We start from the raw sequence: 12,778 nt of genomic DNA, 5'->3' as shown, positions 1-12,778 counted from the left end.
CCGCGTGGGGGGGGGGGCGGCGCGGGGTGGGGCGGGCGGGGGGGGGGGGGGGGGGGGCGCGGGGGGGGGGGCCCCCCCCCGCCGCCCCCCGACAGCGCTGCGAGGCGACGTGGGGTGTGGGTCTGACCGGTGTCGCCGGTCCCGAACCGCACGGTGGCCACCCCGTCGGAACGGTATTTCTCGGCATCGCCGGACCGGTCGAGACCGACGTCGTCGAGTTGCGCCTGGACGGATCGCGGTGGGAGATCCGCCTCGCGGCGGTCCGGGAGGCCGTCGTCCGCCTGCGGTCGGTCCTCGTTCGACAGTGATCTGCGTTATTCGGGAACCAACCGGCCCGCCTTCAGCGTTGCCCTTTTAGATCCCAGACACCAACTCCGAAGGGAGAAGCACGATGACGGCATTGCTGCGCGAGGTGATCGGCGACGTGCTGCGTCGTGCCCGCGTCGATCAGGGACGCACCCTGCGCGAAGTGTCGGATACCGCCCGGGTCAGTTTGGGCTACCTCTCGGAGGTCGAACGCGGCCGCAAGGAAGCCTCGAGCGAATTGCTCAGCGCCATCTGCGGAGCCCTGGACGTCCCGCTCTCCCGCGTGCTCTTCGACGCCGGTCAGGAGATGGAGCGTGAGGAGAGCGCCGCCTTCGCCGGTGCCGCCAACATCGACGCCACCACCAAGGTGGTCATTCCCCAGGTTGTGTCGATGGCGGTCGCCTGACGCGCCGAGCAGACTGTGGCGATGCGCGCCGACCCGATAGATTGGGCAGCACGGGAAGCCGGGCCGGCGAGTCCGACACAACGACACGAAGGCGGAGTGAACTGACATGGCCAATCCGTTCGTCAAGGCGTGGAAGTACCTCATGGCGCTGTTCAGCTCCAAGGTGGACGAATACGCCGACCCGAAAGTGCAGATTCAGCAGGCCATCGAGGAAGCCCAGCGCCAGCATCAGGCCCTGACCCAGCAGGCCGCCCAGGTGATCGGCAACCAGCGCCAGCTGGAGATGCGTCTGAACCGCCAGCTCGCCGACATCGAGAAGCTGCAGGTCAACGTGCGACAGGCATTGACGCTGGCCGATCAGGCCGTCGCCAACGGTGACGCCGCCAAGGCCACCGAGTACAACAACGCCGCCGAAGCGTTCGCCGCGCAGCTGGTGACCGCAGAGCAGAGCGTCGAGGATCTCAAGACCCTGCACGATCAGGCGCTCAATGCGGCCGGCCAGGCCAAGAAGGCCGTCGAGCAGAACGCGATGATGCTGCAGCAGAAGATCGCGGAGCGCACGAAGCTGTTGTCCCAGCTCGAACAGGCCAAGATGCAGGAGCAGGTCAGCTCGTCGTTGCGCTCGATGAGCGAGTTGGCCGCCCCGGGCACCACGCCCAGCCTCGATGAGGTGCGTCAGAAGATCGAGCGCCGGTACGCCAACGCCATGGGCGAGGCCGAGCTGGCGCAGAACTCGGTGCAGGGCCGGATGCTGGAGGTCCAGCAGGCGAGCGTGCAGATGGCCGGGCACTCCCGGCTGGAGCAGATTCGCGCCTCGATGCGCGGTGAGCAGTTGCCCGCGGGCGGTAACGCCGCCCCGCAGCCCGCGACCCCGGCGACCAATCCGCAGCAGGCGACACCGGAAAACCCGCTGTCTCAATAGTTCGTGAGGACACCAGTGAGTTCGCAGAGCCGTCGACCCGAGCCGTGGCGTTCGATGGTGCAGCGGGGTGTCCAGAATGGCATCGACACGGCCGCCGAGTGGTCCGATGTGCTGGCCGACAAGCTGAACGCCGCCGCCGACCCCCGCGCAAAGCTGCTCCGTAAGCGGCGCTGGGCGCTGCGGCTCACGGTGTTCTTCACGATCTCCTGCGTGTTCTGGATCGGTGTGACCGGCGTGGTGGCAGCGTGGGACGTCCCCGCATGGGCGCTGCTCATTCCGTCTCCGATCGCCGTGGGCGCCGCTTTCCTGGCCACGCTGACGTTCCTGCGCTACCGGTGGCTGCGACGCGAGCCGCTGCCCCCTCCGCGGTCCCGTGCCACCCGCAGGCTCCCTCCGTGGGGTTCGGCCGCACGCCAACCGATGGCGGCGTTGGCCGCCTCCGAGCGCGGATTCTTCTCGCTGCTCGGGGTCCTGGAGCGGGGGCGGATGCTGCCGCCGGATGAACTTCGCGAGCTGAGCGCCGCGGCGAACCAGACCGCGACGACCATGGGCGCCACCGCGAACGAAGTGATGTCGATGGAGCGCGCGATCCGCGCGACCCCGCAGTCGCGCGCCCACCTGGCACCCACCATTGCGGCGTTCACGGCGCAACTCGATCATGGGGCGCGGCAGTACAGCGAAATGGTCAACGCCGCAGCGCAACTCGTGTCGGCGGCGAATGCCGGACCGACGTCCACCTCACCGATGTGGCAACAGCGCTACCGCGACGAGTTGTCCAACGCCACCGACCGGCTCATCGGCTGGGCCGAGGCGTTCAACGAACTCGGCCACGTCCGCGGCGCCTGACTACATCGTCGGCCGCAGCGACGGGACCACCGTCGCGACCAGACCGCGCACCGTTGCCTTGAGGAAATCCAAGGTGTCGAAGTAGTCGCGCCACAACGTGATTCGCCCGGCGTGCACCTCGAACGTCCCGCACACCCAGAACTGCAGGCGCAGGGGTCCGAACACCAGCGCATCGGTGCGTTCGGTGAGCACGGAGCTGCCGTCGGCGGCGATGCGGTGGACTTTCACCTCGAAGCCGAATCGTCCCTGACCGCGGCGCATGAGCCCGATGATGCGTTGGCGGCCGCGGATCGTGGGATAGCCGACGTTGTGCCATTCGGCGTGATCGGCGAGCAGGCCGTCGGCGGTGTCGAAGTCCTCGTCCTGTAAGGCGTAGAGGAAGGTCTCCACCGCCCGGATGTTGTCGACGTCGGTTTTCAGTTCAGAAGCCTGGTCGGTCATGGGCGCAAGCGTAGTGCCGCAGCGCTGTGGCACGGTAGCCCAATGCGCGTCGCAGTTGTTGCCGGCCCCGATCCGGGGCATGCCTTCCCGGCGATCGCACTGTGTCTTCGTTTTCTGGCCAACGGGGATTCGCCGACGTTGCTGACCGGGACCCGATGGCTCGACACGGCACGTGGAGAGGGCATCGAGGCCTGCGAACTGGACGGTCTGAATCCCACGGCCGCCGACGACGACGCCGACGCGGGCGCCAAGATCCACCAACGGGCGGCCCGGATGGCGGTGCTCAACAGGGATCGGATCGCCGCACTCGAACCTGATCTGGTGGTCTCCGATTCGATCACCGCGTGCGGCGGGCTGGCCGCCGACCTGCTGGGCGTGCCCTGGGTCGAGCTGAACACCCACCCGCTGTACCGGCCGTCGAAGGGCCTGCCCCCGATCGGCAGCGGGCTGGCGGCCGGAACGGGTGTGCGGGGGCGGCTGCGCGACGCGGCGCTGCGCGCACTCAGTGCGCGGTCGTGGCGCGCCGGGCTCCGGCAGCGATCCGCGGCCCGCGTCGGGATCGGCCTGCCCGCCGAGGATCCGGGACCGCTGCGACGTCTCATCGCGACCCTGCCCGCCCTGGAGGTGCCGCGACCGGACTGGCCGGCCGAGGCCGTCGTCGTCGGCCCTTTGCACTACGAGCCGACGACTGCGGTGCTGACGCTGCCCGCCGGTGACGGCCCGGTCGTGGCGGTGGCCCCGTCGACGGCGACCACGGGTGCGGGCGGACTCACCGACCTGGCGCTGGACGTGTTGGTGCCCGGCGACGTCCTGCCCGCCGGTTCGCGGGTGGTGGTGTCGCGGCTCGAAGGGCCCGATCGCGAGGTGCCGCCGTGGGCCGTGGTCGGGCTCGGCCGCCAGGACGAGCTGCTGGCCGAGGCGGACGTGCTGATCTGCGGCGGTGGACACGGGACGGTTGCCAAGGCGCTGCTGGCCGGTGTGCCGATGGTGATCGTGCCGGGCGGCGGGGACCAATGGGAGATCGCCAATCGTGTTGTGCGCCAGGGGAGTGCACAGTTGGTGCGTCCTCTCACTCGGGATGGGTTGGCGCAGGCGGTGCGCGAGGTGTTGAGCACTCCTGGCTACCGTGAGGCCGCGCGGCGGGCCGGGGCGACGGTCGCCGACGTCGATGATCCGGTACGGGTGTGCCATGAAGCGCTGAGGGCCACAGCGTAGTTTGGGCTCGTGCGCTTGACGGAATTTCATCAGCTCGTCGAGGAACAGTTCGGCCCCGTGCGCGGCTCGTCCCTGCTCGTCGACCACGTCCTGAGCGGGTTGGATGGGCGCACCGCCGAGCAGGCCATCGAGGACGGCGTCGAACCGCGCGACGTGTGGCGCGCACTGTGCTCGGACTTCGACGTCCCGCGCGATCAGTGGTGAAGGGCCGGCGTTTGTCCTCGGCGCGACCGGCGCCCGCCGTGTGTGACGGGCCCACCCGGTCGTCGTCGCCGTCGCCGGCATTTGCGACGCAGGTTGTTGTTCGGCCGGAGATGCCGTAGTTCCGCCCGGAGTCTCACTCGGCGTCCGGTCCCTGGGTTGTGCATCCGCGACGGGTTTCACCGCGGAGGCGGTTCGTTCGCCATCGTTCGGGCGTGTCCCTATCCAAGGCGCCTCTTGAGCCGAAGCCGCGTCTCGGACTCTTGCGAGATAGCCGAAATGGGCCATCCGTGGAAGATGGCCGCGCCGAGCGATGCGCGCACCGTGTGGCCACTCGTACCTTTCTGAGCACGCGGGAATACCCCGCTCACGTACTACGAAAGGAAAACCATGAAAATCCGTGCGTTTGGGGCAAGGACGATCGCTGGAGTCGCTGTGGCAGGTGCGCTGGCCGGCATCGGCGCCGAGGTGGCGGAGGCTAAGCCGCGCGACGGCACATGCGCTGCGATCACCAACGCCGCCTACAACGCGTTGATGAACGCCGACCATTACGAGCGCGAAGGGGATTCGGAGAATGCCAGGTACTGGATGTCGGTGTATCGGGCGGCCCAGCAGAACATCACCAGGAGAAACTGCTGACGTCCCGTCCGGGCCGGCTGACCTAGAAGTGCGCCCACCGCACGCCTGTTCACGACCTGACTCGGGAACGCACAACAGGCGTGCGCTTGGCGCTGCGCAGTCAGCGCCGCCCCAGCACCAGCGCTGTCTCCCGGTGCAACCGGCCGAAGTTGTAGTAGGCCGCGCAGGCGCCCTCGGGGGACACCATGCACGTCCCGATCGGTGTCTCCGGCGTGCACGCGGTCCCGAAAACCTTGCACTCCCACGGTTTGATGACGCCTTTGAGTACCTCGCCGCACTGGCACGCCTTCGGGTCGGCCACGCGCACACCCGGCATGGCGAAGGTGCGTTCGGCGTCGAAGTCGGCGTAGTCGGGGTGGAGCCGCAGCGCGCTCTGCGAGATGAAACCCAGCCCCCGCCACTCGAAATGCGGTCGCAGCTCGAACGTCTGCGCCATCAGTTTGAGCGCCTGGGTGTTGCCTTCGGGACGCACCACCCGCGTGTACTGGTTCTCGACCTCGCAGCGGCCGTCGCGGATCTGCTGCAACAGCATGTGCACCGACGCGAGGATGTCGAGCGGTTCGAACCCAGCCACCACCATGGGTTTTCCGTACACGTCGGGGACGAACCGGTACGGGCGCAACCCCACCACCGTCGAGACGTGTCCGGGCCCGAGGAATCCGGACAGACGCAGGTCGGGAGACTCCAGGATCGCCTTGATCGGTGGAACGATCGTAACGTGGTTACAGAAGACGCTGAAGTTACCCACGCCCAACGCTTTTGCACGCACGAGCGTCACGGCGGTGGACGGTGCAGTGGTCTCGAAGCCCACGGCGAAGAACACGACTCGCTTGTCGGGGTTGTCGAGCGCGATCTTGAGCGCGTCCAGCGGTGAGTACACGAAGCGCACATCGGCGCCGCGGGCCTTCGCCTCGATGAGGTTGCCCCGCGATCCCGGCACTCGCATCATGTCGCCGAACGTCGTGAAGATGACGTCCGTTTGTTCGGCCAGCCACATCGCGTCGTCGACGCGTCCCATCGGGATGACGCACACTGGGCATCCGGGCCCGTGCACCAGCTCGACCGTCTCCGGCAGCAGATGCTCGATGCCGTGGCGGTAGATGGTGTGGGTGTGGCCGCCGCACACCTCCATGAACTTGAACTCGTCGTCACCGGCGAGGTCGGTGATGGATCTGACCAGCGCGCGTGCGGCGGCCGGGTCGCGGAATTCGTCGACGAATCTCATGACTTGCCTCTCAAGCGATTTCGGTCGAGTTGAACGCTTCGATCTCGGCGGCGTAGTCGGCGCCCATCTTCTGCACCTGGTCGAGAGTGAGCTTCGCCTCGCGTTCGTCGATCTTGGCCATCGCGAACCCGACGTGCACCAGGACCCAGTCACCGACCTGCAGGTTGTCGTCGGCCAGCAGTCGAACGCTGATGATTCTGCGTACGCCGTTGACGTCGACCTTGGCCAGCGACTGTTTGGCGTCGACGATGTCGACCACCTGACCGGGGATACCGAGGCACATGTGCTCTCCTCTCAACAGATCCGTGGCAGGGGGTCGCCGACGAGCATGTCGACGATTCGGCTGCCGCCGAACGACGTTCGTAGCGCGACGATTCCGTGGGGTTCGGGGACGATCTCGCCGACCACCGCAGCCCGCGTGCCCTGCGGATGGCCGCGCAACGCGTCCACCGCCGCATCGGCTTCGCCGGCGGGCACCACGGCGACGAACTTGCCTTCGTTCGCCACATAGAGCGGGTCGATGCCGAGCATGTCGCACGCCCCGAGCACTTGCGGCAGGACGGGCAGCTTCTCCTCGTCGAGGATCATCGCGAACGGCGCATCCTTGACGAGTTCGTTGGCCACCGTGCCCACGCCGCCGCGGGTTGCATCGCGCATCCACCGGGTGGACGGCGCCGCGGTCAGGAGAAGCTCGGCGAGTTCGTGTACCGGCGCGGTGTCCGAGGCGATGTCGGCGTCGATGGCCAGGTCGCCGCGCGCCAGCATGACGGCCATCCCGTGCTCGCCGACCGTGCCGGACAGCACGACTTTGTCGCCGGGCTGGACGCTGTCACGGGACAGGCGCCGGCCCTCGGGAATCAATCCCACGCCCGCGGTGCAGATGTAGAGACCGTCGGCGGCCCCCTTGCCGACGACCTTCGTGTCGCCGGTGACGATCTGCACCCCCGCGTTCGACGCGGCTTCGCCCATGTTCGCGACGATTTCGCGCAGCTCGGCGATCGCGAAGCCCTCCTCGATCACGAACGCCGCCGAGAGCCACTGGGGGCGGGCGCCGGAGACGGCCAGGTCGTTGATCGTGCCATGGACCGCGACGTGGCCGATGGAGCCGCCGGGGAAGCGCCGCGGCGACACCACGAAGGAGTCGGTGGAGAAGGCCAGCCGTTCGCCCGACGGCATCCGCACGGCCGCCGCGTCACCGAGTTGTTCGAGTTCGTCGTTGCGGAATGCCTCGAGGAACACCGCGTCGACGAGCGCGGCCGACGACTTGCCGCCCGCGCCGTGCGCGAGCGTCACCACGTCGTCGAGCAGCCGCGGTCGTCGCTGGCGGAACTTGTCGATCCGTTCCAGCACACGGTCTTCGCGTTCGGACGCGCTCGCAGCTCGTGTCATGTGGAATGTGCTCCGTTCAGTGCGCGGGCCGAGTTGGTGTGCAGCTGTTCTTGGACCACCGACCAGAGCCGGTAGCCGAGCATTGCGTGGCTCTCCTGGATGCGGTGGATGCTCTGTGAGTGGACGGTGAAACAGAAGTCGAGGTCGTCGGCGGCCGCCATCCGCCCGCCGTCGTGTCCGGAGAAGCCCACGGTCAGCAGGCCGCGACGCTTGGCCTCGGTGATCGCGGTCATCAGGTCGTCGGAGTTGCCGGACGTGGACAGCGCGACCGCGACGTCGCGGTCGCGGGCGTGGGCGATGATCTGGCGTTTGAAAATCAGCTCGAACCCGACGTCGTTGCCGAGCGCGGTCACCACCGCGTTGTCGGCGGCCAAAGACCATGCGGCGACCGGCCGTCCGCGCGCCGGCCGGCTGAACAGCGAGGCCAACGTTGCGGCGTCGGTGGAACTTCCGCCGTTGCCGAAGGTGTACAACCGCCCGCCGCGGCGAAATCGCTCGGCCATCTGCGAGCCGGCCGCGGTCAACGCGTCACCGTACTCTTCGAGCGAATCTCGTTGCAGCCGAGCGCTTTCGGCCGCCTTAGCGCGGGCCGAGGCCGCGAGATCGTCGAGCAGGCTCGCGGCGTCGGTCTCCTCGGACTCGATGAACGGGTACAGGAAACCGGTGGCATCGGAGTCGGTCATCGGCGCACCTCCTCGGGCTCGACGCGCGAAATGGCCGCGCCGGCATGCAGCAAAACGAGGTCGTCGACCGCGACATCACCGACCAGTGTCACGTCGACCCACTCCTCACCGTCGGCGGTGCGTACCAGCGCCGAGCTGGTCGCATCGAGCGGAGGCGCGAGCACCTCACCGAGTCGCCCCTCGTCGCTGCACGTCACGCAGACCGCGGCGGGCTCTGCGGGTTTGAGCAGTCCCGGATGCTCGAAGCAGACATGGGTGAGCTCCCATAGCAGGTGATACAGCAGCACAAACGCTCCGGTGGCCGGCACCATCGGGTCCTCGATGTCGATCCAGAGGATGTGGTTCGCCGCTCCCGCCGGTGGACGCGGTCCGGACCCGATCCAAAGCGTCAGGACGCCCCACGCGCGGGCGCGCCGCATCGCGTCGACGACCGACGGTTCGTTCGCGGAGGCCACCGCGATCAGGAGATCGCCGGGCCGGCTGGCCACCCGCGCCTGCGCGACGGGGTCCGGTTCGACGAGGGCTACCGAGGGAAGTGCCCGCTTGCCCACGATCACCGGATGCACGAACTCGACGGCGATGTGATGGGCGTGCGGCTCCCACTGCGGCGAGATCACCCACAGGGTTGCGCCATCGTTGAACCGGCGAGCCAAATCCAGGGCGGCGGCGGCGAGGTCGGCTGACAGTTCCTCCCCGACATACGGGCGTTGTGCGGTCGTCATGGCGATACTCCCTGTCCGAGGACGGAGTTGACAAGGTCGAGCGTCGTCTGCGTGGCCACTTCGAGGTCGGCGGCCTCCTCCTCGGTCAGTGTCCCGCAGATCCAGTTCCAGTGGGCGGAGACGACCGCGCCGGGTTGCGGAACGGGCGCAAGTGATACCTCGCCCCGTTTCCACGAGATCCGCTCGGTGCGGGAATCGCCCAGCATCAGGCGACCATCCTCGTATTGCAGGGGCCGCGACGCGATCTCCGCCCGGTCGCCGGTCACGGACGTGACGGTGCCCCACCGGATGCGGCAGGCCTGCATGACACCCACGGCGGTGTCGGCGTCGCGCCCGAGGAACTTCACCCAGGGGTAGACGACGAAGACGTGAAAGCTGTGGTGTGCCAGGACATCGGAGGTGGCGGGCACTGTGCCGAGCATCCCGGTGACCTGACCGGTGAACGACGCGCGCAACCGCGCCAGCAGGTGATCGGGATCCACCTTGGACAGCGCCGGACCGCCGATCCAGTAACTGCCAATGACCTCGTCGGCCATCGCGTCGGATGCCCCGACGGCCTCGGCGATGGCGGTCAGATACGGCCAGGCACCGTCGAATTCGCGGGCGTGCGAGGCGAGCCCGGAGGCGCCACCGCAGTCCGCCGGCCCGCAGTAGCCTAGCTCGTTCGGTGGGTAGGCATAGCGGCCGAACAACGTGGAACCGTCCCTGTCGTTCATGATGCGTTCCCCACCAGCAACTGGCCCAATGCGATGCCGCCGTCGTTGGGCGGCACCGTGCGATGGGTCATCGCGTCGATGCCCCTGGCGTGTAGGCCGTTCAGGGTCGACTCGAGGAGCAGGGCGTTCTGGAACACACCGCCGGACAGGGCCACGGGCCGCGACGAATCGGCGTGGATGCATGCAAGCTCGACGATCAGGTCGGCGACCGCGCGGTGGAACCGGGCGCCGATGACGGAGGGCGATATGCTCGCCCGGAGGTCGGCGACGATGGCGTGCAGTATGGGCGCGGGATCGACCACCGCCGTCGAGTCGGATGCGTCGACGGCGAACGTGTATGCGTCTGCGCCGGGTTCGATGCCGCGTGAGATGCCCTCCAGCTCGATGGCGGCCTGCGCCTCGTAGTCGACGACGTGTCGCACGCCGACCAGTGAGGACACCGCGTCGAACAGCCGACCCATGCTGGAGGTCGGCACGCAGCCGAGGCCGATCTCGAGTTGCCGGGCGAGCGCTTGACGCTCGCCGGGCGGGCAGGCCGAAACCGGGGGCAGTTCAGGATCCCACCCGATCCCCGCCGACCACAGGTGTGCCAGGGCCATCCGGTACGGCCGCAGCACGCTGACGTCACCACCGGCGAGGGGCACGTACTTCAGGTGCGCGAGCCGTTGGTAGCCCTTGTAATTGGCCAGCAGCACCTCGCCGCCCCACACCGCACCGTCGGGCCCGTAACCCGTTCCGTCGAAGGCGAACCCGAGCACCTGCGTGGACCCGTCGAGGCCGTGTTCGGCCATCACCGCGGCGATGTGCGCGTGATGATGCTGAACCAATTTGACCGGCCGGTCCGCCGCGTTGCGCCGGGCCCACTCGGTCGAGCGGTACAGCGGATGCGCGTCGGCGACCAGCACCTGCGGCGCGACGGATGTCAGCTCCCGCAGATGGCGTTGCGCGGAATCGAACGCCGACAACGTCGCCAGATCGTCCATGTCACCGATGTGCTGACTCAACCATGCGTACCGGCCGTCCGCGACCGCCATGGTGTTCTTCAGATCGGCGCCGACCGCCAACGTGGGCGGTACCGGCGTCGGCAACGCGACGGGCAACGGCGCGTAGCCACGCGAACGCCGGATCGGCAACTCCGCCGGCTTGTCCGCGCCGTCAAGGGTGATCACCCGCATCACGGAGTCGTCGCAGGGCACCAGGATTTCGCGGTCGTACATGAGCCAGCCGTCGACGATGTGCGAAAGCCTTTCCAGCGCAGTGGCATCGGTGAAGCAGATCGGCTCGCCGGCGAGGTTGCCCGAGGTCATCACCATCGCGGTCGGTCCGGGTTCGTCGCCCGGCAGTCCGAACAGCAGCGTGTGCAGCGGGGTGTAGGCCAGCAGAACGCCCAGGTCCGGGTTGTGCGGTGCGACGGCATCGGCGACCGGGGCGTCGCCGCGCCGCGGCATCAACACGATGGGGCGTTGCGGTCCGGTCAGCAACCGCGCCGACGGCGCATCGATCTCGACCAGCTCGCGAGCTGTCGCAAGGTCGGGTGTCATCACCGCGAACGGCTTGTCGCCGCGGCGCTTTCTGGCACGCAACTCGGCGACCGCGTGCTGGTTGTCGGCGTCGCAGGCCAGGTGATAGCCGCCGATGCCCTTGACCGCGAGGATGCCGCCGTCGGCCAGCAACCGGCGTGCGCGCCGCAGCGCGGATTCGCCCGTCATGGTCACGCCCGCGGGGCCGCGGTAGGTCATGGTCGGGCCGCAGTCGCGGCAGCAGACGGGCTGGGCGTGAAACCTGCGGTCGGCGGGATCGTGGTACTCGCGCGCGCAGGCCTCGCACATGTCGAAGCCCGCCATGGTCGTGGCGTGCCGGTCGTAGGGGAGCGAGGCGATGATGGTGAAGCGCGGACCGCAGTTGGTGCAGTTGATGAACGCATGACGGAAGCGTCGGTTGCGCGGGTCGCGTTGTTCGGCGGCGCAGTCGGCGCACATGGCGACGTCGGGTGAGGTCAGCGTGCGCCCGCCGTCGGTGCGCGTGGTGTCGGCGATGACAAAACCCGTCCCGCCCGCCACCGTAAGCGCTTCGGCGTCAAGACTTTCGATCACGGCCAGCGGCGGTGGGTGGTCGCGCAACCGAATCAGGAACGAATCGACGTCGGCGGCGTCACCCTCGACGTCGATGAGCGCGCCCGTGCTGTCGTTGCGGACGCTTCCGGTCAGCCCCAGTCCGGCCGCCGTCGTATACACGAAGGGGCGGAAGCCGACCCCCTGCACCACTCCGCGGACCCGGACGCGCAGCCGGCGCCGCGTGCTCACGGCAAATCCCCGAGGTCCGGACCAGGTTCGCCGCTGCCCATCAACTGCAGACCCGCGAGCGCCGCGTCGGCCCCTGCCTTGTCGGTCTTCTCCACCACGAAGCCCATATGGACGATGACCCAGTCGCCCGGTGCGAACGTCTCCTCGGGGAGCATGCCGACGTTGACCTTGCGGTGCTCACCCGCCACGTCGACGAGGGCCAGCTGATCGCCGTAGCCCTCCAGCATCGTCACGACCCGCCCCGGAATTCCCAGACACACCCGTCAGCCCTCCGCCACCGAGACGCGGGCCAACAGTCCGTCGACCACCTCGCCGATCACCCGGACCGCCTCCGGCACGGCCGCCGCAACGGCATCCGACAGCCCGATACCCGCGTCGATGCGGTCGACTTCGCAGCCGATCACCACGGTGAAGGGCGGGGTGCCGCCAAGCGCGTTGAGGCTGGCGAACACCGCCGCGGGGTCCATCGCGTGCGCATCCAAACCGGTTGCGGACCGGGCGTTGTCGAGGTCGGCCTCGAACACGTGGAGCGTGCCCGGCGTGCCGCGATTCGGGATGGCGTCGACCAGGACCAGGGCGTCGCAGCCGTCGAGCAGGTCGTAGGCGAGGTGCATGCCGCCGATCCCGTAATCGGTGACCGCAACGTGTGGTCCGGCGAGGTCGGCCGGCACGCGGCGCATCACCTCGGGGCCGAAGCCGTCGTCACCGAGGAAGATGTTGCCGAGCCCGGCTACCAGAATTCGGGGGATCAGGACACCTCCCTC

The 12,778-nt window shown here is 68.6% G+C and carries 16 protein-coding genes and 1 pseudogene; 7 read left to right on the top strand and 10 right to left on the bottom strand.

Annotation, left to right across the window (positions count from 1 at the left end; translation table 11 throughout):
* Positions 1 to 89 precede the first annotated feature (89 nt).
* The 4 genes and pseudogenes from AU072_RS23115 to pspM form a co-directional block, all read left to right on the top strand.
* Positions 90 to 308, top strand: a pseudogene (locus AU072_RS23115) (CinA family protein); the annotation flags it as partial.
* Between the two features lie 83 nt (positions 309 to 391).
* On the top strand, positions 392 to 712 hold the full coding sequence (clgR, locus tag AU072_RS23110) for a transcriptional regulator ClgR (protein ID WP_064350965.1): 321 nt from the start codon (positions 392 to 394) through the stop codon (positions 710 to 712).
* A gap of 106 nt (positions 713 to 818) precedes the next feature.
* Positions 819 to 1,634 carry a phage shock protein PspA gene (gene pspA / locus AU072_RS23105; RefSeq protein ID WP_064350964.1) on the top strand — a complete coding sequence of 272 codons (816 nt, stop codon included), beginning with the start codon at positions 819 to 821 and terminating at the stop codon, positions 1,632 to 1,634.
* 54 nt (positions 1,635 to 1,688) lie between these two features.
* Positions 1,689 to 2,480 carry a phage shock envelope stress response protein PspM gene (gene pspM / locus AU072_RS23100; RefSeq protein WP_082680628.1) on the top strand — a complete coding sequence of 264 codons (792 nt, stop codon included), beginning with the start codon at positions 1,689 to 1,691 and terminating at the stop codon, positions 2,478 to 2,480.
* Here pspM and AU072_RS23095 read toward each other — a convergent pair whose 3' ends face one another.
* A complete protein-coding gene (locus tag AU072_RS23095) occupies positions 2,481 to 2,921 on the bottom strand; it encodes a limonene-1,2-epoxide hydrolase family protein (RefSeq protein WP_064415904.1) in 441 nt (146 codons plus the stop codon). It lies immediately after the preceding gene.
* 42 nt (positions 2,922 to 2,963) lie between these two features.
* Here AU072_RS23095 and AU072_RS23090 point away from each other — a divergent pair, with 42 nt between their 5' ends.
* From AU072_RS23090 to AU072_RS23080, 3 genes are all read left to right on the top strand, one after another.
* Positions 2,964 to 4,136: a glycosyltransferase gene (locus tag AU072_RS23090; RefSeq protein WP_064415903.1), complete on the top strand. Its 1,173-nt coding sequence runs from the start codon at positions 2,964 to 2,966 to the stop codon at positions 4,134 to 4,136.
* A gap of 9 nt (positions 4,137 to 4,145) precedes the next feature.
* A complete protein-coding gene (locus AU072_RS23085; protein ID WP_064350960.1) occupies positions 4,146 to 4,340 on the top strand; it encodes a DUF3046 domain-containing protein in 195 nt (64 codons plus the stop codon).
* 432 nt (positions 4,341 to 4,772) lie between these two features.
* Positions 4,773 to 4,976 carry a hypothetical protein gene (locus AU072_RS23080; protein ID WP_064415902.1) on the top strand — a complete coding sequence of 68 codons (204 nt, stop codon included), beginning with the start codon at positions 4,773 to 4,775 and terminating at the stop codon, positions 4,974 to 4,976.
* 100 nt (positions 4,977 to 5,076) lie between these two features.
* Here the strand turns inward: AU072_RS23080 and hypD are convergent, their stop codons facing one another.
* From hypD to AU072_RS23035, 9 genes are read right to left on the bottom strand one after another with little or no spacing between them, the layout of a single operon-like run.
* A complete protein-coding gene (gene hypD / locus AU072_RS23075; RefSeq protein WP_064415901.1) occupies positions 5,077 to 6,201 on the bottom strand; it encodes a hydrogenase formation protein HypD in 1,125 nt (374 codons plus the stop codon).
* A gap of 10 nt (positions 6,202 to 6,211) precedes the next feature.
* Positions 6,212 to 6,484: a HypC/HybG/HupF family hydrogenase formation chaperone gene (locus AU072_RS23070; RefSeq protein ID WP_064415900.1), complete on the bottom strand. Its 273-nt coding sequence runs from the start codon at positions 6,482 to 6,484 to the stop codon at positions 6,212 to 6,214.
* A gap of 11 nt (positions 6,485 to 6,495) precedes the next feature.
* Positions 6,496 to 7,590 (bottom strand): hydrogenase expression/formation protein HypE, encoded by a 1,095-nt coding sequence (gene hypE / locus AU072_RS23065; RefSeq protein ID WP_082680629.1) that lies wholly within the window; start codon positions 7,588 to 7,590, stop codon positions 6,496 to 6,498.
* Entirely contained in the window at positions 7,587 to 8,273 is a 687-nt protein-coding gene (locus AU072_RS23060) for a D-sedoheptulose-7-phosphate isomerase (protein ID WP_064415899.1), read from the bottom strand. Before AU072_RS23060 ends, hypE begins: the two co-directional genes overlap by 4 nt.
* Positions 8,270 to 8,995: a HypC/HybG/HupF family hydrogenase formation chaperone gene (locus AU072_RS23055; protein WP_064415898.1), complete on the bottom strand. Its 726-nt coding sequence runs from the start codon at positions 8,993 to 8,995 to the stop codon at positions 8,270 to 8,272. Before AU072_RS23055 ends, AU072_RS23060 begins: the two co-directional genes overlap by 4 nt.
* On the bottom strand, positions 8,992 to 9,711 hold the full coding sequence (locus AU072_RS23050) for a DUF6390 family protein (RefSeq protein WP_064415897.1): 720 nt from the start codon (positions 9,709 to 9,711) through the stop codon (positions 8,992 to 8,994). The genes AU072_RS23055 and AU072_RS23050 overlap by 4 nt, the downstream gene beginning before the upstream one ends.
* Complete coding sequence (hypF, locus tag AU072_RS23045; RefSeq protein WP_064415896.1) at positions 9,708 to 12,014, bottom strand: carbamoyltransferase HypF; 2,307 nt, start codon at positions 12,012 to 12,014, stop codon at positions 9,708 to 9,710. The genes AU072_RS23050 and hypF overlap by 4 nt, the downstream gene beginning before the upstream one ends.
* Positions 12,011 to 12,274 carry a HypC/HybG/HupF family hydrogenase formation chaperone gene (locus AU072_RS23040; protein WP_064415895.1) on the bottom strand — a complete coding sequence of 88 codons (264 nt, stop codon included), beginning with the start codon at positions 12,272 to 12,274 and terminating at the stop codon, positions 12,011 to 12,013. The genes hypF and AU072_RS23040 overlap by 4 nt, the downstream gene beginning before the upstream one ends.
* A 3-nt stretch (positions 12,275 to 12,277) precedes the next feature.
* The gene (locus AU072_RS23035) at positions 12,278 to 12,766 is read right to left on the bottom strand and encodes a hydrogenase maturation protease (protein ID WP_120271053.1); all 489 of its coding nucleotides are present in this window, start codon (positions 12,764 to 12,766) and stop codon (positions 12,278 to 12,280) included.
* Positions 12,767 to 12,778: the final 12 nt, after the last annotated feature.

This window comes from Mycolicibacterium novocastrense (assembly GCF_001499835.1).
Lineage (GTDB): Bacteria > Actinomycetota > Actinomycetes > Mycobacteriales > Mycobacteriaceae > Mycobacterium > Mycobacterium novocastrense.
This window is presented reverse-complemented; position numbering and strand designations above follow the sequence as displayed.

What these genes read in the sequence shown, in the direction of transcription:
- clgR (WP_064350965.1), top strand. Translation starts at nt 392, where the DNA reads ATGACGGCATTGCTGCGCGAGGTGATCGGCGACGTGCTGCGTCGTGCC.
- AU072_RS23050 (WP_064415897.1), bottom strand. Translation starts at nt 9,711, where the DNA reads ATGAACGACAGGGACGGTTCCACGTTGTTCGGCCGCTATGCCTACCCA.
- AU072_RS23095 (WP_064415904.1), bottom strand. Translation starts at nt 2,921, where the DNA reads ATGACCGACCAGGCTTCTGAACTGAAAACCGACGTCGACAACATCCGG.
- AU072_RS23055 (WP_064415898.1), bottom strand. Translation starts at nt 8,995, where the DNA reads ATGACGACCGCACAACGCCCGTATGTCGGGGAGGAACTGTCAGCCGAC.
- AU072_RS23090 (WP_064415903.1), top strand. Translation starts at nt 2,964, where the DNA reads ATGCGCGTCGCAGTTGTTGCCGGCCCCGATCCGGGGCATGCCTTCCCG.
- AU072_RS23060 (WP_064415899.1), bottom strand. Translation starts at nt 8,273, where the DNA reads ATGACCGACTCCGATGCCACCGGTTTCCTGTACCCGTTCATCGAGTCC.
- hypE (WP_082680629.1), bottom strand. Translation starts at nt 7,590, where the DNA reads ATGACACGAGCTGCGAGCGCGTCCGAACGCGAAGACCGTGTGCTGGAA.
- pspM (WP_082680628.1), top strand. Translation starts at nt 1,689, where the DNA reads ATGGTGCAGCGGGGTGTCCAGAATGGCATCGACACGGCCGCCGAGTGG.
- hypD (WP_064415901.1), bottom strand. Translation starts at nt 6,201, where the DNA reads ATGAGATTCGTCGACGAATTCCGCGACCCGGCCGCCGCACGCGCGCTG.
- pspA (WP_064350964.1), top strand. Translation starts at nt 819, where the DNA reads ATGGCCAATCCGTTCGTCAAGGCGTGGAAGTACCTCATGGCGCTGTTC.
- AU072_RS23070 (WP_064415900.1), bottom strand. Translation starts at nt 6,484, where the DNA reads ATGTGCCTCGGTATCCCCGGTCAGGTGGTCGACATCGTCGACGCCAAA.